The sequence below is a fragment of the Nocardia sp. NPDC055321 genome, from assembly GCF_053645575.1.
Map to the genome: position 1 here is coordinate 19,294 of NZ_JBSHMS010000032.1, position 14,970 is coordinate 34,263.

Annotated in this window: 14 protein-coding genes; 9 read left to right on the forward strand and 5 right to left on the reverse strand. The window is 69.6% G+C overall.

What is annotated here, in order from left to right:
* Positions 1–79: 79 nt before the first annotated feature.
* The 5 genes from ACWIGI_RS35380 to ACWIGI_RS35400 all read left to right on the forward strand — a co-directional run bounded on the left by ACWIGI_RS35380 (position 80) and on the right by ACWIGI_RS35400 (position 5,078).
* On the forward strand, positions 80–1,258 hold the full coding sequence (locus ACWIGI_RS35380; protein ID WP_454207849.1) for a CaiB/BaiF CoA transferase family protein: 1,179 nt from the start codon (positions 80–82) through the stop codon (positions 1,256–1,258).
* Positions 1,258–2,145: an HpcH/HpaI aldolase/citrate lyase family protein gene (locus ACWIGI_RS35385; RefSeq protein WP_454207851.1), complete on the forward strand. Its 888-nt coding sequence runs from the start codon at positions 1,258–1,260 to the stop codon at positions 2,143–2,145. Before ACWIGI_RS35380 ends, ACWIGI_RS35385 begins: the two co-directional genes overlap by 1 nt.
* A complete protein-coding gene (locus ACWIGI_RS35390; protein WP_454207853.1) occupies positions 2,142–3,410 on the forward strand; it encodes an acetyl-CoA hydrolase/transferase family protein in 1,269 nt (422 codons plus the stop codon). The genes ACWIGI_RS35385 and ACWIGI_RS35390 overlap by 4 nt, the downstream gene beginning before the upstream one ends.
* The gene (locus ACWIGI_RS35395; RefSeq protein ID WP_454207855.1) at positions 3,410–4,189 is read left to right on the forward strand and encodes an enoyl-CoA hydratase/isomerase family protein; all 780 of its coding nucleotides are present in this window, start codon (positions 3,410–3,412) and stop codon (positions 4,187–4,189) included. Before ACWIGI_RS35390 ends, ACWIGI_RS35395 begins: the two co-directional genes overlap by 1 nt.
* A 292-nt stretch (positions 4,190–4,481) precedes the next feature.
* Complete coding sequence (locus ACWIGI_RS35400) at positions 4,482–5,078, forward strand: hypothetical protein (RefSeq protein ID WP_454207857.1); 597 nt, start codon at positions 4,482–4,484, stop codon at positions 5,076–5,078.
* A 12-nt stretch (positions 5,079–5,090) separates the two neighbouring features.
* Here ACWIGI_RS35400 and ACWIGI_RS35405 read toward each other — a convergent pair whose 3' ends face one another.
* Positions 5,091–6,323 (reverse strand): acyl-CoA dehydrogenase family protein, encoded by a 1,233-nt coding sequence (locus tag ACWIGI_RS35405; RefSeq protein ID WP_454207859.1) that lies wholly within the window; start codon positions 6,321–6,323, stop codon positions 5,091–5,093.
* A gap of 33 nt (positions 6,324–6,356) precedes the next feature.
* On the reverse strand, positions 6,357–7,511 hold the full coding sequence (locus ACWIGI_RS35410; RefSeq protein ID WP_454207861.1) for an acyl-CoA dehydrogenase family protein: 1,155 nt from the start codon (positions 7,509–7,511) through the stop codon (positions 6,357–6,359).
* 143 nt (positions 7,512–7,654) lie between these two features.
* Between ACWIGI_RS35410 and ACWIGI_RS35415 the strand changes: the two genes are divergently transcribed.
* Positions 7,655–8,953: a cytochrome P450 gene (locus ACWIGI_RS35415; protein ID WP_454207863.1), complete on the forward strand. Its 1,299-nt coding sequence runs from the start codon at positions 7,655–7,657 to the stop codon at positions 8,951–8,953.
* The gene (locus ACWIGI_RS35420; protein ID WP_454207865.1) at positions 8,950–9,138 is read left to right on the forward strand and encodes a ferredoxin; all 189 of its coding nucleotides are present in this window, start codon (positions 8,950–8,952) and stop codon (positions 9,136–9,138) included. The genes ACWIGI_RS35415 and ACWIGI_RS35420 overlap by 4 nt, the downstream gene beginning before the upstream one ends.
* 407 nt (positions 9,139–9,545) lie before the next feature.
* On the opposite strand, the gene ACWIGI_RS35425 is transcribed toward ACWIGI_RS35420, so the two are convergent.
* The 3 genes from ACWIGI_RS35425 to ACWIGI_RS35435 form a co-directional block, all read right to left on the reverse strand.
* Positions 9,546–10,364 carry an NAD(P)-dependent oxidoreductase gene (locus ACWIGI_RS35425; RefSeq protein WP_454207867.1) on the reverse strand — a complete coding sequence of 273 codons (819 nt, stop codon included), beginning with the start codon at positions 10,362–10,364 and terminating at the stop codon, positions 9,546–9,548.
* Complete coding sequence (locus ACWIGI_RS35430; protein ID WP_454207869.1) at positions 10,364–11,341, reverse strand: alpha/beta hydrolase; 978 nt, start codon at positions 11,339–11,341, stop codon at positions 10,364–10,366. The genes ACWIGI_RS35425 and ACWIGI_RS35430 overlap by 1 nt, the downstream gene beginning before the upstream one ends.
* Positions 11,342–11,404: 63 nt before the next feature.
* Positions 11,405–12,112 carry an SDR family NAD(P)-dependent oxidoreductase gene (locus tag ACWIGI_RS35435; RefSeq protein WP_454207871.1) on the reverse strand — a complete coding sequence of 236 codons (708 nt, stop codon included), beginning with the start codon at positions 12,110–12,112 and terminating at the stop codon, positions 11,405–11,407.
* A 106-nt stretch (positions 12,113–12,218) separates the two neighbouring features.
* Here ACWIGI_RS35435 and ACWIGI_RS35440 point away from each other — a divergent pair, with 106 nt between their 5' ends.
* Together ACWIGI_RS35440 and ACWIGI_RS35445 are read left to right on the forward strand one after the other, a co-directional pair.
* The gene (locus ACWIGI_RS35440) at positions 12,219–13,685 is read left to right on the forward strand and encodes an aldehyde dehydrogenase family protein (protein WP_454207873.1); all 1,467 of its coding nucleotides are present in this window, start codon (positions 12,219–12,221) and stop codon (positions 13,683–13,685) included.
* Entirely contained in the window at positions 13,682–14,890 is a 1,209-nt protein-coding gene (locus ACWIGI_RS35445) for a CaiB/BaiF CoA transferase family protein (protein WP_454207875.1), read from the forward strand. Before ACWIGI_RS35440 ends, ACWIGI_RS35445 begins: the two co-directional genes overlap by 4 nt.
* The last annotated feature ends 80 nt before the right edge of the window (positions 14,891–14,970 follow it).

Genomic DNA, 14,970 nt, shown 5'->3' on the forward strand with positions numbered 1-14,970 from the left:
CAAAGATTCATCAGATAGGCTCGCGAACGCTGATCAGCGGGGTGATTTCATGAGCCGGAACCGGCCGAAAGGCATGCCGATGCGACACAGGGGTCCTTTGACCGGCGTGCGAATCGTGGATCTGACCGCCATGGTCATGGGCCCGTACTGCACCCAGATCCTCGCCGACATGGGCGCGGACGTCATCAAGATCGAGCCGCCGGGCGGCGACGACACCCGCCGGATATCGATCGGTCCCGAACCGGGCCTGGGCGGGGTGTTCGTGAACGTCAACCGGGGCAAGCGCAGTGCGGTACTGGACCTGCGGACCGAGGACGGGTGCGCCACCCTGCGCGGCCTGATCGCCGAGGCGGACGTGTTCATCCACTCCATGCGCGCCGGGGCGATCGCCCGGCTCGGATTCGACTACGCCGCGGTCGCCGCGCTCAATCCCGCCATCGTCTACACGAATTGCTACGGCTACGGCCGGCGCGGTCCCGACGCCGATCGCACCGCCTACGACGACACCATCCAGGCCGAGTGCGGGCTGCCGTTCGTGCAGGAAAAGCTCACCGGCACACCGGGTTACGTCGGCAGCATCGTTGCCGACAAGATCGCCGGGCTGACCGCGGTGTACGCCACGATGATGGCGCTGTTCCATCGCGAGCGCACCGGCGAGGGCCAGGAGGTCGAGGTGCCCATGTTCGAGACCATGGCCGCGTTCATGCTCGTCGAACACGCCAACGGCGCCATGTTCGACCCGCCGCTCGCCGCAGCCGGCTACCCCCGCGCCGTGACGCCCGAGCGAAAGCCGTACCGCACCAAGGACGGCCACCTCTCCGCGCTGGTCTACAACGACAAGCAGTGGAACGCGTTCGTGACGGCCGTGCGCCCGGCGTGGGCGGGGCCGCAGTACGCCACCCTCGCGCAGCGCGCGGCCCGGATCGACACCGTCTACGCCCTGCTCAGCGACACCTTCCTGGAGCGGACCACGGCCGAGTGGCTGGAACTGCTGCGCGCCCTGGACATTCCCGCCGCGCCCGTGCGCACCCTGGACGAACTCTTCGACAACGAGCACCTGACCGCCTCGGGGTTCTTCGAAACCGTGGACACCCCCTACGGGAAGGTGCGTTTCCCCGGACCACCAACGTGGTTCTCCCGCACACCCGGCGGGATCGCCGGGCCCGCGCCCCGACTCGGCGCCGACACCGACGAGATCGTGCACGAGTTCGGCCCCGCCACACCCGGCGGCGAACTCATCGACCATCTGGAGACGTAATGACCCACAGCGGCCGCCACGCGCGATCGTGGCTGTTCGCCCCCGGCGACAGCGAACGCAAGATGACCAAAGCCGCGGCGGGCCCGGCCGACATCGTGCTCATCGACCTCGAGGACGCCGTCGCCGAGAGCGCCAAACCCGCGGCCCGGCACGGCACCGCGGAATTCATCGCCGGACATCCCGACGCCGACCGCGGTCGGCTGTGGGTGCGGGTCAACCCCCTGGACGGACCGCACACCCTCGCCGATCTCGCCGCGGTCATGCCCGCGCGACCCGGCGGCATCATGGTGCCCAAGACTCGCGGTGGCGCAGACGTCGTGATCGTGGACCACTACCTGTCCGCGTTCGAGGCGGCCCACGGCATCGCACCGGGCAGCACCGAGATCATCGTGCTGTGCACCGAGACCGCCGAGGGCATGTTCACCACCGGAACCTACGGCGGGCTCCCGCGGTTGAGCGCGATGACCTGGGGCGCGGAGGATCTCGCGGACGCGGTCGGGGCGGCCTCGAACACCCGGCCCGGTGGTGGCTACGACTTCACCTACGAGCTCGCGCGCAGCCTGTGCCTGCTCGGCGCGGCCGCCGCCGGGGTGAGCGCGGTCGACACCATCCACGGGGACTTCCGCGACTCGGACGGCCTGCGGGAGCGGGTCGCGAAGGTGCGCCGCGACGGCTATCGCGGCATGCTCGCCATCCACCCGGACCAGGTCGAGATCATCAACGCCGGATTCACCCCCACCGCGGCGGAATTGGCGCAGGCCCGGGAGATCGTGGACCTGTTCGCCGCCAACCCGGGAGTCGGCGCTATCGGCCACAACGGGGCGATGCTGGACCGGCCGTACCTGGCCCGGGCGCAGGCGCTGCTGGCCGCGGGCGGGCGCGCGTGACCGTCATCTGCCCGCCCGGCGACCTGGATCTGACGCGGATCCTGCGCCGCGGCGACCGCATCGTGGCCGGGCAGGCATGCGGCGAGCCGAGCACCCTGCTGGAGGCTCTGCTCGAACAGGGCGAGAAGGTCGGTGAACTCGCGCTTTTCATCGCGACCAGCTTCTCGGGGCTCCTGACGGGGGAGTCCGGCGCCTTCACGCTGTCGAGCATGGGGGCGATAGGCGCCCTGCGCACCGCGGCCCGCGCCCACCGGCTGCGGGTGATCCCATGCCACGTGAGCCGCATCGGACCGATGATCGAGGACCGCACCCTCGGGTGCGACGTGGCCTTCGTCCAGGTGAGCCCGGCCGACGGCGAGGGCAGGCACAGCCTCGGGCTCATCGCCGATCACGTGCGCGCGGCTGTGAGCGTGGCGCGCACCGTGGTGGCCGAGGTCAACGATCAGGTGCCGTACACCTTCGGCGAGACGCTGCATGTCTCCGAAATCGACTACCTGGTACCGGTTTCGCGGCCGCCCGTCCAGGTTCCGGCCGGCGTCCCCGGCCCGGTGGACACCGCGATCGCCGCGCACGCCGCGCCCTACATCGGCGACGGCGCGGTCCTGCAGGTCGGCATCGGCGCGGTGCCGGACGCGCTGCTGGGACTGCTCGGTGATCGCACCGACCTCGGGGTGCATTCCGGCATGATCGGTGACGGGCTGGTGGACCTGGTCCAGGCGGGGGTGATCACCAACGCGCGCAAGAACATCGACCCCGGCGTCTCGATCACGGGGGCGCTCATAGGCACCGACCGCCTGTATCGATTCGCCGATCGCAATCGGGCCGTGCGCCTGCGCCCGGCCGCCTACACGCACGACCCGGCGGTGCTGGGCCGCCTCGACAACCTGGTGACGCTCAACTCCGCGCTCGAGGTCGACCTGACCGGTCAGGTGAACGCCGAACAGAGCGGCGAGTCCTACCTGGGCGGCACCGGGGGACAGGTCGATTTCGTGCGCGCGGGAGCGCGTTCCCCCGGCGGGCACGCGCTCATCGCGCTGCCGGCGACCGCCAAGGGCGGCACGCTGAGCCGCATCACCGCCGCGCTGTCCGGTCCGGTCACCACCGCGCGCACCGACGTCGATGTCATCGTCACCGAATTCGGCGCGGCCGAACTGCGCGGGCGCACGCTGGCCGAACGCGCCCGCCGGCTGATCGAGATCGCGCATCCGGATTTCCGCGAGGAACTGGCGCGCACCGCGCACGATATCGAGCGAAGAGGGTACTGATGGACGAAACAGCGAATGACGCGGTGCTTTTCGAGGCACGGCCGGACGGCATCGCGATCATCACCCTGAATCGGCCCGAGACCCGCAATTGCCTGTCGAAAGACGTGCGTGCGGGCCTGTTCGCGGCGTGGGATCGCTTCGAGCACGACCCGGCGCTGCGGGTCGCCATTCTGACCGGTGCGGGGACGAAGGCATTCTGCGCGGGCGGGGACCTCAAGGAAATGGTGGACACCGCCATGACGGTGCCGCCGCGCGAGATGTTTCCCGTGCCCTACGACACCATCGAATTGTCCAAACCCACCATCGCCGCGGTCAACGGCGTCGCGTACGCGGGCGGCTGGATGCTCGCGCAATCCTGCGATCTGTGCGTGGCCGCCAGCACCGCGCGATTCGCGGTGACCGAGGTCAAGGTGGGCCGCAGTTCGCCGTGGGCGGCGCCGCTGATCCACATGATTCCGCAACGGGTGATGATGGAGATCCTGCTGACGGGCAAACCCATCGACGCCGCGCGCGCGTACGAGATCGGTCTGGTCAATCGGATCGCCGACCCCGAGGCGCTCCTGCCCGCGGCGATCGAACTGGCCACCGAGATTCTTGCCGGATCTCCACACTCGGTACGGGCCGCCAGGGATACAGTGATGCTCGCGACCGAAATGGGACGGTCCGCCGCGCTGCAGGCCGCCCGGTTCGCGGCGGTGAGCTGCTATGAGAGCGCCGACGCGCAAGAAGGCCCGAAAGCTTTCGCGCAGAAGCGAATTCCGCGATGGCAGGGTCGATGAACCCGCTCCGAATCTTTCCGCTGGAACAACAGTTAGATCCACTGTTGACCTATCGGGAATGCGCGTGTTAACTATCTCACAGCACGTGGAACCGAGCGGTTGTTCGGTTCCCGACCATGTGTGGAACACGGTGCTAACAGCCCTGGCCCGAATTCCGCGAGGAGATCTTCCGTGTCCGAGTTCGATGTGACGTCCGGCGCCGATCTGCGATGGCGACGCACGGCACCACGGAATTTCGCCGCGGTAGACCATCCGTCGGGTCAGGTTCTACTCGTCAACGGGATGGACATTCATGACTGCTCGATACCTCGACACCCTGGACACGCCTGAAGACCTCGACGCCGTCGCGGCGTCGTTCGCGCATGCCCGCCAGCACGAACTGAGGTACAAGGTGGCCGTGGGTGCGCGAAATCCCGCCGAGGTCGTGCGTTTCGCCGGCGGCTGGCTCTTCGATCGCGTGCACGCCGGATGGGATGTGACCGTGGTGGTTTCCGAACACGGCGACACCCGGCCCCTGCAGATCCTGGGCGCGAACGTCCTGCACCTGGACGAATGTCTGGCCTGGGGTGCGTACGACCAGTGGCCGCACCTGCTGGTCCTGGACACCGCGCTGTTCGCCGCCGACCCGCGGGTGGCCTCGATCGTCATGGGCACCGTGGATTCCGGGCGCTCGGACGTCATGCTCTGGGGTGAGGTCGTGCCCGACGAGCTGAGCCGCCGAATGGGCTCGGTGAATCACCGATTGAGTTCGGCGGCAAAGGCTTTCAAGGCGCGCGCCTGTGCGGCCGCCGCCGTGCCGGCGGGCTCGGCCGAGCAGGAGGAGGTCTTCCGGATCGCCGCCTGGCCGGTGCTGGAGTTCCCGCGCGCCGACATCGGGCGCACGGGATAGCCCCGGCGGTCCTCAGCGGCCGCGCCGCACCTCGTTGAACGGCACGTCCCGGTCGGCGGCGAACTCGCGCGGCATGCCGAGAACCCGTTCGCCGATCACGTTGCGCGCCATTTCGGTACTGCCGCCGGCCAGACTCCACGCGGCGCGGAAGAGATAGTCGGTGGCGACGCGTTCGGTGTCGGCCGCGTCGCCGGGGCCGTGGGTGGCCACCGCCGCGCCCGCGATCCGCACCGCCAGATCGTTCTGCAGCCAGGCGTTCTCCGCGGTGAACAACCGGGCCAGCGCTCCCGCCGCGGGCGGGAGCGCCCCGGTGCCGATCGCGTGCCCGACGTGGTCGATGAGCTGATCGCGCACCACGTTCATCGCCCGCGCCTCACCGATGTCCTCCCGGACCCGGAAGTCGTCGAGTTGCCCGGTGGCCCGCGCCAATTCGAGCAGCACGGAGGCTTCGCCGCCCAGATGCGGGCGGGCGCCGCTGGTGTAGGGCGAGGTGCCGCCGAGCGCGGCCCGCTCGTGGAACAGCAACCGGGAGGCGGCATCCCAGCCACCGTCCACCTGCCCCAGCACCGCGTCCGCGCCGAGTTCGACGTCGTCGAAGAACTCCTGGCAGAACTCGGTCGAGCCGGTCACCTGCTTGATGCGCTGCACGGTGACCCCGGCCGCGCGTACCGGCACCAGGAACATCGTCAGCCCGCGGTGTTTGGGCACATCCCAATTGGTGCGGGCCAGGCACAGGCCGTAGTCGGCGGCGTACGCGCCCGAACTCCAGATCTTGGAGCCGTTGAGCAGCCACCGTTCACCGTCGAGATCGGCGCGCGTGGTCAAACCCGCCAGATCCGAGCCGCCGTTCGGTTCGGACAGGAACTGCGCGAGAACGGTATCCCCGCGCAGCACCGCGGGCAGGTGCGTGCGCTTCTGTTCCTCGGTGCCCAGGTCCAGCAGGGCCGCGGCGCAGATGGCCAGGCTCGGCACATTGAGCAGCAGCGGCATCGCGTAGGGCAGTGACTCCTCGGTGAAGGCGCGCTGGTGGGCGGCGGTCAACCCCAGTCCGCCGTACGCGGCCGGGAATCCGATGCCCGCGAAACCGGCGTCGTACAGCGTGCGCTGCAGCCGGCGGGCCTGCTCCCAGGCCGCCTCGCTGTAGTCCTCCTTGGCCTCGGGCGGGGGAGCGGGCGGCAGGTTCTCGCGCAGCCAGGCGCGGGCCCGTTCGCGGAAGGAATCGACGGATTCGGAGTCGGTGCTCATGACGGTGTTCTCCCAACGATCTCGGTACGCCCCTCAGGCGGCGTCGCGCTCGAGCAGGTCGGTGATGTGGCGGCGGTGTTCCTCGGGGGTGCCGTACAGCGCGCGGCCCAGCACGACCCGGCGCAGGTACAGGTGCAGATCGTGTTCCCAGGTGACCCCGATGCCGCCGTGCAGCTGGACGCAGTCCTGGACGATCACCGGGGTCTTCGCGCCCACATAGGATTTCGCGACGCTGACGAACTCGGCCGCGGTCTCGGGCTTCGCGTCGCGCGCGGCCGCTGCGGCGGTGGCCGTGGCGCGGCAGGCCTCGAGCCAGGTCTTGTTGTCCGCCATGCGATGTTTGAGCGCCTGGTACGACGCGAGCGGGCGGCCGAAGGTGTACCTGTCGGCCAGCCAGGTCTGGGTCGCGGTCAAGGCGCGATCGGTGGCGCCGACCGATTCGGCGGCGGTCAAGGTAGCCGCGGTCTGCCATTGCGCCCGCACCGCCGCGCTCGCCGCGGACCCGAGGTGCGTCACCGCTTCCTCGTTCACCGTGACGTCGGCGAACGAGACCTGCGCGGTGCGCCGGGTGAGGTCGAGGGTCCACGCGGAAGTGACTGTCACGCCGGGCATTTCGGCGGGAACGAGAATCTGGATGAGCCCGTCCGGGCTGTCCGCGGTGACCAGGAACAGATCGGCCTGATCGCCGGCCTCCACCCGATCCTTGACGCCGTTGAGCCGGTAGCCGCCGTCCACGTGTTCGGCGCACACCTCCGGGCGGGGGCTGCCGACGGTGTCCGCGGACAGGGCGTCGAAGCCGTGGCCCGGTTCGTAGACCGCCCAGGTCGCGATCGTGTCCCCGGCCAGGATCGAGGCGACGACCTCGCCGAATCGCGCCGGAGCAGTGGACAATCCGGCGAGTACGGCGTTCGTCGTGACGAAAGGTCCCGGCGCGCAAGCGCGTCCGAGTTCGGTGGCCACGAGAGCGAGTTCGGTGAGCGGGCGCCCGGAGATCGAGCCGCCGCCCAGCTCCGGCGCCACCAGCATCGCGGTCCAGCCGAGTTCGGCCGCGCGCCGCCACCACTCGCGGTCGAAGCCGCTGCCGCTATCGCCGAGCGCGCGAACCTGCTCCACGGTCATGGTCTCGGCCAGGAATTCTCGCGCCGTGGAGTGGAAAAGCCGCTGGTCGGCGGTGAGGTCGGGAGTCATGGGCGGTCCCTTCTGTTGACGCGCGGCACCCATTGTGGAAATCTCATACTCACAGATGAGAGTCATATTCTCAATCATGGAAGTGAACCGGCCGAATTCGGCTGTCGCGCAGCGTGCGGGCCGGATATCGAAGGGACCGTCGAGTGGTGGACAACCTCCAGGATCTGGACTTCTTCCTCGGGCAGGAATTGATCGCCGATCCGTACCCGTACTTCGACGCACTGCGCGCGCAGTGTCCGGTACTGCGGGAGAAGCATCAGAAGGTGATGATGGTGACCGGCTACGAGGAAGCGCTCGAGGTCTACAACGATGTCGGGCGGTTCTCCTCCTGCATCGCGGTGACCGGGCCCTTCCCCGGCTTCCCGGTGCCGCTGGCGGACGCCGAGGACGTCGACGCGCTGATCGCCGAGCATCGGGACTCACTGCCGATGAGCGATCAGCTGCCGACGCTCGACCCGCCGGTGCACACCGACCATCGGGCGCTGCTCATGCGGCTGATCACCCCGAAACGCTTGAAGGAGAACGAGGAAGCCATGTGGTCGATCGCCGACCGCATGCTCGACACCTACCTGGCCAACGGGCGCGGTGACTCCATCCGCGACTTCGCCGGCCCCTTCACGCTGTACGTGATCGCCGATCTGCTCGGGGTGCCGCCCGCCGACCAGGAGGAGTTCCTGCAGGCGCTGCAGCGCGGCCCGCACCGGGAGGGCTCGAGCGTCGGCAGCACCGACGGCGAGAACATGTCGCACAACCCGATCGAGTTTCTCTACGAACGGTTCTCGACCTATATCGAGGACCGCCGCCGGGAGCCGCGCGACGACGTGCTCACCAGCATGGCCGCGGCGACCTTCCCGGACGGGCGGGTGCCGGAGGTACTCGACGTGGTGCGGGTGGCGGCCAATCTGTTCTCGGCCGGCCAGGAAACCACTGTGCGCCTGCTGAGTTCGGCGTTCCGGACCATCGCCGAGAACCCGGAGATCCAGGCGTATCTGCGCGCGGATCGCAGCCGGATCCAGAACTTCATCGAGGAGTCGCTGCGGATGGAGAGCCCGGTCAAGGGTGACTTCCGCCTGGCCAAGACGACCTCCGAGGTCGGTGGCGTGCAGGTGGAGCAGGGCGATGTGCTGATGGTGGTCAACGGCGCGGCCAATCGCGACCCGCGCCGCTTCGACGACCCGACCACGTTCGATCCCGCGCGCTCGAACGCGCGCTCGCACCTGGCGTTCGGCCGGGGTGTGCACACCTGCCCGGGCGCTCCGCTCGCCCGGACCGAGGCGCGCGTCGCGATCGAGCGACTGCTGGACCGCACCACCGACATTCGGATCGACGAGTCCGTGCACGGCCCGGCCGACGCCCGCGACTTCCGGTACCTGCCGACCTTCATCCTGCGCGGGCTCACCCACCTGCACCTGGAATTCGACAGCAAGGAGAACGCCCGATGAAGGTCACCGTCGACGCCGACCGCTGCCGAGGCTTCGGCGTCTGCGTCTCGATCTGCCCCGAGGTCTTCACCCTCACCGAGTGGGGCTACGCCGAGGTCTCGAATCCCGATGTCCCCCCGGACCTCGAGGGCGCGGTGAGCGAGGCCATCGCCGCGTGCCCGGAACACGCGATCGAGACCCAGTAGCCCGGGATCGCCCGCGCGGCGGCACGGTCTCCACGTCGAACCCCCTCTGCGACATGGAGAACACCGTCGGCCGCCGTGCGGGCGAGTTCCCGGATCGCCGGTACGCGGGCCGGCTCCACGTGTGGCGCTTTCGTACGCGGCTGCTCGCCCCATGATCCGGTGCTGCCGAACCGATGTGCGCGCACGGCTGAAAACGCTGTGCGCGGCGCGAAATCGAGCCCGTTGCAACCGAATCCGAGCTATCTGGCTTCTTCTGCCACCGGCGAACCCGCACCTCCGAGACTCAGCTCGGCCGGCACGACCGGCTGCTGAAACCTGTGGCCCGGGACCCCCACACGGGGTCTCCGGGCCACAGTGACGTTCGGACCATCGTTGCGCCCGAAGCATAAGGGGCGCAACGGCATCGATCAGCGCGAGCGGTCCATCATGCTCAGGGTGGCGTCGGCGGTGCCGAGGACGACGCCGGGGACGACGCCCGCCTGGGAGGCCAGATCGGCGACGAGGCCGACGTCCTTGCGCAGCAGATCGCCCGCGTGCGCGGCCAGGCGCGTGAGGGTGCCGTCGCCGGCGACCAGGCGGCCCAGGGCGAAGCTGTTGGCCGTGCCGTGGGAGATGACCTCGCCCAGGCGTTCCGGGCTGATCCCGAGTTCCCGGCCCAGGGTCAGGGTGCTGACGGAAGTGGCCAGATTGGCGGTGAACAGCAGATTGTTCAGGAGCTTGGTCGTCTGGCCCGCGCCCACCCCGCCGAGGTGCACGATCGGGTCGGCGAACGTGCCGAAGACCGGGCGGCAGCGGTCCACCGCGTCGGCGGGCCCGCCCGCCATGACCAGCAGGGTGCCCGCCGCGGCGGCCGGACCACCGCCGCTGACCGGCGCGTCGATGAGCGTGACCCGCTGGGCGGCAGCGGTTTCGGCGAGCTCTCGGCACGTGTCCGGGTGCACGGTGGCGTGTACGGCGAGGATTCCGCCCGGGGCCAGGCCCGCCAGAATGCCCTGCTCGCCGAGCACCACCTGCCGCACGTCCGCGTCGCCCACCACGCACAGGCAGACCAGATCGCTCGCGGCGGCCAGGGCGGCGGGGGAGTCGGCCGTGGCGGCCGCGGTGTCCGCGAAGGGTTCCAGGCTCGCGGATCTGCGCGCCCACAGCGTGGTTCGATAGCCCGCCTCGATGATCCGGCGGGCCATGGGCCCGCCCTGGCTGCCGAGTCCGATGAATCCGACACGCATCAGCGGTGTCCCTCCGTCTGCGGCGCCGCCTCGGCGAAGCCGTCGAATTGTGTTGCCGGAGCGGAGAACGCGGCGTCGGCGCGGGCCGCGACGCACTCCTCGGCGAAGGCCAGCAGGCTCAGGTGGTAGGCGGCGGCGGTGTATCCGACGCTCAGGTTGTGCCCGGTGTTGGGGCGGTGGCTCAGCACCACCCGGGGCGCGGAGCGGAACATCGCGCCCACGGCGGTCAATTCCTCGGCGTCACTGCGCCATACGCGCTCGTGGTCGCCGATGGTGAACCGCACCGGAATCGGCACGCGCGCGGCCAGCAGCGGGAACTCGTGCTCGGCCCAGTGGGCCACGGTGCTCGATTCCAGGCGCGCACCCGAGGCCGCGATGCTCGCGCCGTACCGCACGTCGGGCGGATACAGCCGTTCCGGTCGCCACAGCAGATCGCCCAGGCCCGGTGGTCGTGTCCCGCCGTCGGAGTCCGGGCCCCACAGGGTTTCCTGCGCGAACGGCGGATGGTGGCGGCCGGTGCCGGCCAGTTCGACGCCGAGCAGTCCGGCGCCGCGCTCGTCGGCGGCCATTCGCATGATCATTTCGCAGCCCGCCGAATGCCCGACGAGCAGGATCCCGGCGCCGCGGTCGCGCGTACCCAGGTGCGCGTCGATGGCCCCGAACATCAGGTCCAGGCGCTGTTCCGGGGTCGCGAGGTCGGCGGCGAACGGGGTCGAGGCCCCGTAGCCGGGCCGATCCAGGGCGAGCACGGTGTAGCCGAGTCTTCGGCCCAGTCGCAGCAGCGAGAGCTCCGGGTGGCCGGGGCAGTCGTAGTAGATCGAGCTCGTGGAACCCCCGTGCAGGGCCACCAGGGTCGCGCGTGGCTCGCGCGTCGCGGCGAGCAGACCCGAGACGGGAATCCCGCCGACCTCGGCCAGGACCGGGATCGGCGCGGAATCGTCGTCCAGGGCGGCCAGTTCGGATTCGATGAGCGTCATGACGATCGGCCGATCGGGATCCGGCCGCGGGGTGCGAGGGTTGTCACGGGTGGCCCTTTCGGCTCAGGTGTTGCGGCCGCCGTTGACCCCGAGGATCTGGCCGGTGATGTACCCGGCTTCCTCCGAGATCAGGAACGAGCAGGCCGCGGCGATATCGGCGGGAGTTCCGATGCGCCGCACCGGCGTCCGCTCGATGTGGTCCTCGACGGTCCCGCCGAGCAGCCCCTTGTCCTCGGATTTGCGCAGCATCGGGGTGTCGATGAAGCCCGGGGGCACCGCGTTCACGGTGATGCCGGCCGGACCCAGTTCCAGCGCAAGGGATTTGGTCAGCCCGTTGATCGCGGATTTGGCCGCGACGTAGTGCGCCATGAACGGCTGCCCCGAATGCGCGCTCGAGGACGAGATATTGACGATGCGGCCCCAGCCCGCGCCGATCATGTCCGGCAGCACCGCCTGCACGCAGTGGAACGTGCCGTGCAGGTTGACGTCGATGACCCGCTGCCACTTCTCGAAGGTCAGCGCGGTGAAGCGCTGGAAGCCTTCGAGTCCGGCCGCGTTCACCAGGACGGTGACCGGACCGAAGCGGGCGCGGATCGCGGTGAGCGCGGCGGCGATCTGATCGGGCGCGGTGATGTCCGCCCGGTATTCGAGATCGTCGTTCTCGGGATTGTTCAGGTCCAGGGTGGCGACGGTGAATCCGTCACTGCGCAGGCGCTGGGCGATGGCCAGCCCTATGCCGGAGGCGCCTCCGGTGACCACTGCGGTCTTCACGACCGGATCTCCTCTCCAGCAAGGATTCTTGCTACCGTTCGCGGAATTGAATGTATCATTCTCGCCTAGTGAGAATGATGTTTCCACAATAGGGTGAGGAGCCGGGATGTCAACGCGGGAACAAGCGGTGAAGGTCGCGCGGCGACTGCTCATCGACGGGCAACTGGTCGAGACGGGACGCACGGTCGACTCGCTCAACCCCGCCACCGGCGAGGTGTACGGGCACGCGCCCGAAGCCGGAATCGCCGAAACCGACGCGGCTATCGCCGCCGCGCGGCGCGCCTTCGACACCACCGACTGGTCGACCAACGTCGAGCTGCGCATCCGGTGTCTCGACCAGCTGTATCAGGCCCTGCGCGACAACGTCGAGGACCTGCGCGAGGTGACCATCGCCGAGGTCGGGGCCACCCGGTTGCTCACCCAGGGCAACCAGCTCGAACAGCCCATCGAGATCGTGCGCTACTACGCGAACCTGCTGCGCGAGTACTCCTTCACCGAGGAGTACGGCGCGGTGGAGATCCGGGGCGCGCAACACCATCGCTGGACCGAAAAGGAAGCGACGGGCGTGGTTTCGGCCATCGCGGCCTACAACTACCCGCACCAGCTCGCCCTGGCCAAGCTCGCGCCGGCGCTGGCGGCCGGGTGCACCGTGGTGCTCAAGGGCGCGCCCGACACCCCGCTCGCCACCCTCGCGCTGGGCGAGGTCATCGCGAAGCACACCGACATTCCGGCGGGCGTGGTGAACGTGCTGACCTCCTCGGATATCGCGGTGGGCGAACGCATGACCACCCATCCCGATGTCGACGTGGTCAGCTTCACCGGCTCCACCGTTGTTGGCCGCAAGATCATGGCCGCGGCCGCGGGCTCGCTCAAGCGGGTGTTCCTCGAGCTCGGCGGCAAGTCGGCGATGATCCTGCTCGACGACGCCGATTTCACCCTGTCCGCGCTGTTCGCGGCGTTCAGCATCGTCACCCACGCCGGTCAGGGCTGCGCGCTCACCACGCGAATCCTGGTGCCGCAGAGCGAACACGACAAGCTCGCCGAACTCATCGCCGCCAACTTCGCCAACGTGTCCTACGGTGACCCCAACGACCCGAAGAACTACATGGGCCCGCTGATCAGCGAGCGCCAGCGCGAGAAGGTCGACGGTCTGGTCCAGCGCGCGGTGGCGGCCGGGGCGAAGCTGATCACCGGTGGCACCAAGACGGATCCGGGCTTCTTCTACGCGCCGACCCTGCTCGCGAACGTCGATCCCGACAGCGAGATCGCGCAGGAGGAAGTGTTCGGGCCCGTGCTCGCGCTCATCCCGTACGGCGACATCGACGAGGCCGTCGCCATCGCCAACAACTCGATCTACGGTCTGTCCGGCGCGGTGTTCGGCGCGGACGCCGAGCGCGCCAAAGCGGTCGCCAAGCGCATCCGCACCGGCACCATGAGCATCAACGGCGGCAACTACTTCCAGCCCGACGTGCCCTTCGGCGGCTACAAGCAGTCCGGCATCGGCCGGGAGATGGGCCGGGCCGGGCTCGAGGAGTTCCTCGAGACCAAGACCGTCGCGGAGGTGCGCGCATGAGCGGGCCCCTGGCCGGCATCACCGTCCTCGAGGTCGCCATGTACGGGTTCGTACCCTCGGCGGGCGCGGTGCTCGCCGACTGGGGCGCGAACGTCATCAAGGTCGAGCACGCGATCACCGGCGACCCGCAGCGCGGACTGCGCCAGGTCGGCCGGTTCAAGGTCGAGGGCGACGCCAATCCCAATGTCGAGCACGCCAATCGGGGCAAGCGCAGCATCGGGGTGGACATGTCCACCCCCGAGGGGCGCGAGGTGATCCACGATCTGGCTCGCACCGCCGATGTGTTCCTGACGAGCTTCCTGCCCGGCGCGCGCGCCAAGTTCGGCATCGACGTGGACGACATCCGCGGTGTGAATCCGTCGATCGTGTACGCACGCGGCAGTGCGCTCGGACCGCGCGGGGTCGAGTCCGATCGCGGCGGCTACGACATGACCGCGTTCTGGTGCCGCGCGGGCATCGCGGCCAGCCTCACCCCCGAGGGCATCGAGGGCATGATCAATCCGCCGGGACCGGCGTTCGGGGACACCATCTCCGGCACCAACCTCGCCGGCGGTATCGCGGCCGCCCTGCTCAAACGCGAACGCACCGGCGAAACTTCGGTGGTGGACGTGTCGCTGCTGGGCAGCGGACTGTGGTCGATGGGCCACGGCATCGCGCTGTCCGCGCACGTGGGCGAACCACTGTCCGCGCCCGCGCCGGGCGTGCACGGCGCGCCGACCAATCCGCTGTCCGGTCTCTACGCCACCTCCGACGGACGCTACCTGTCCTTCGTCATGCTGCAGCCGGGCAAGTTCTGGGCCGACGTGTGCCGGCACATCGAGCGGCCCGACCTCATCGAGGATCCGCGGTTCGCCGACGCCGCGCAGCTCAGCGCGAATACCGCGGCGGCCGTGGCGATTCTGCGCGAGGTGATCGGCGCCCGGCCGCTGGCCGAGTGGACCGAACGCTTCGCCACCCTCTCCGGGCCGTGGGCCCCGGTCCAGGACACCCGCCAGCTCGGGCAGGACGCCCAGGTGCGGGCGAACGAGTACCTGCTCACCGCGGGTGAATTGGAGCTGGTGTCCAGTCCCGTCCAATTCGACGTCGGTGCGCCGGAACTGCGCCCTGGGCCGGCGTTCGCCGCGCACACCGAGGAAGTGCTGCTCGAACTGGGGCTGGACTGGGATCGCATCATCGAGTTGAAGACCGCGGGCGCGATCTCCTGACGGTGGCGGGCGGCATCGCGTGCAAGGCCGCCAGCACTGCCGAAATCGGGTCCGGGGGCGCGTGATCGCGTCGCTCGTAC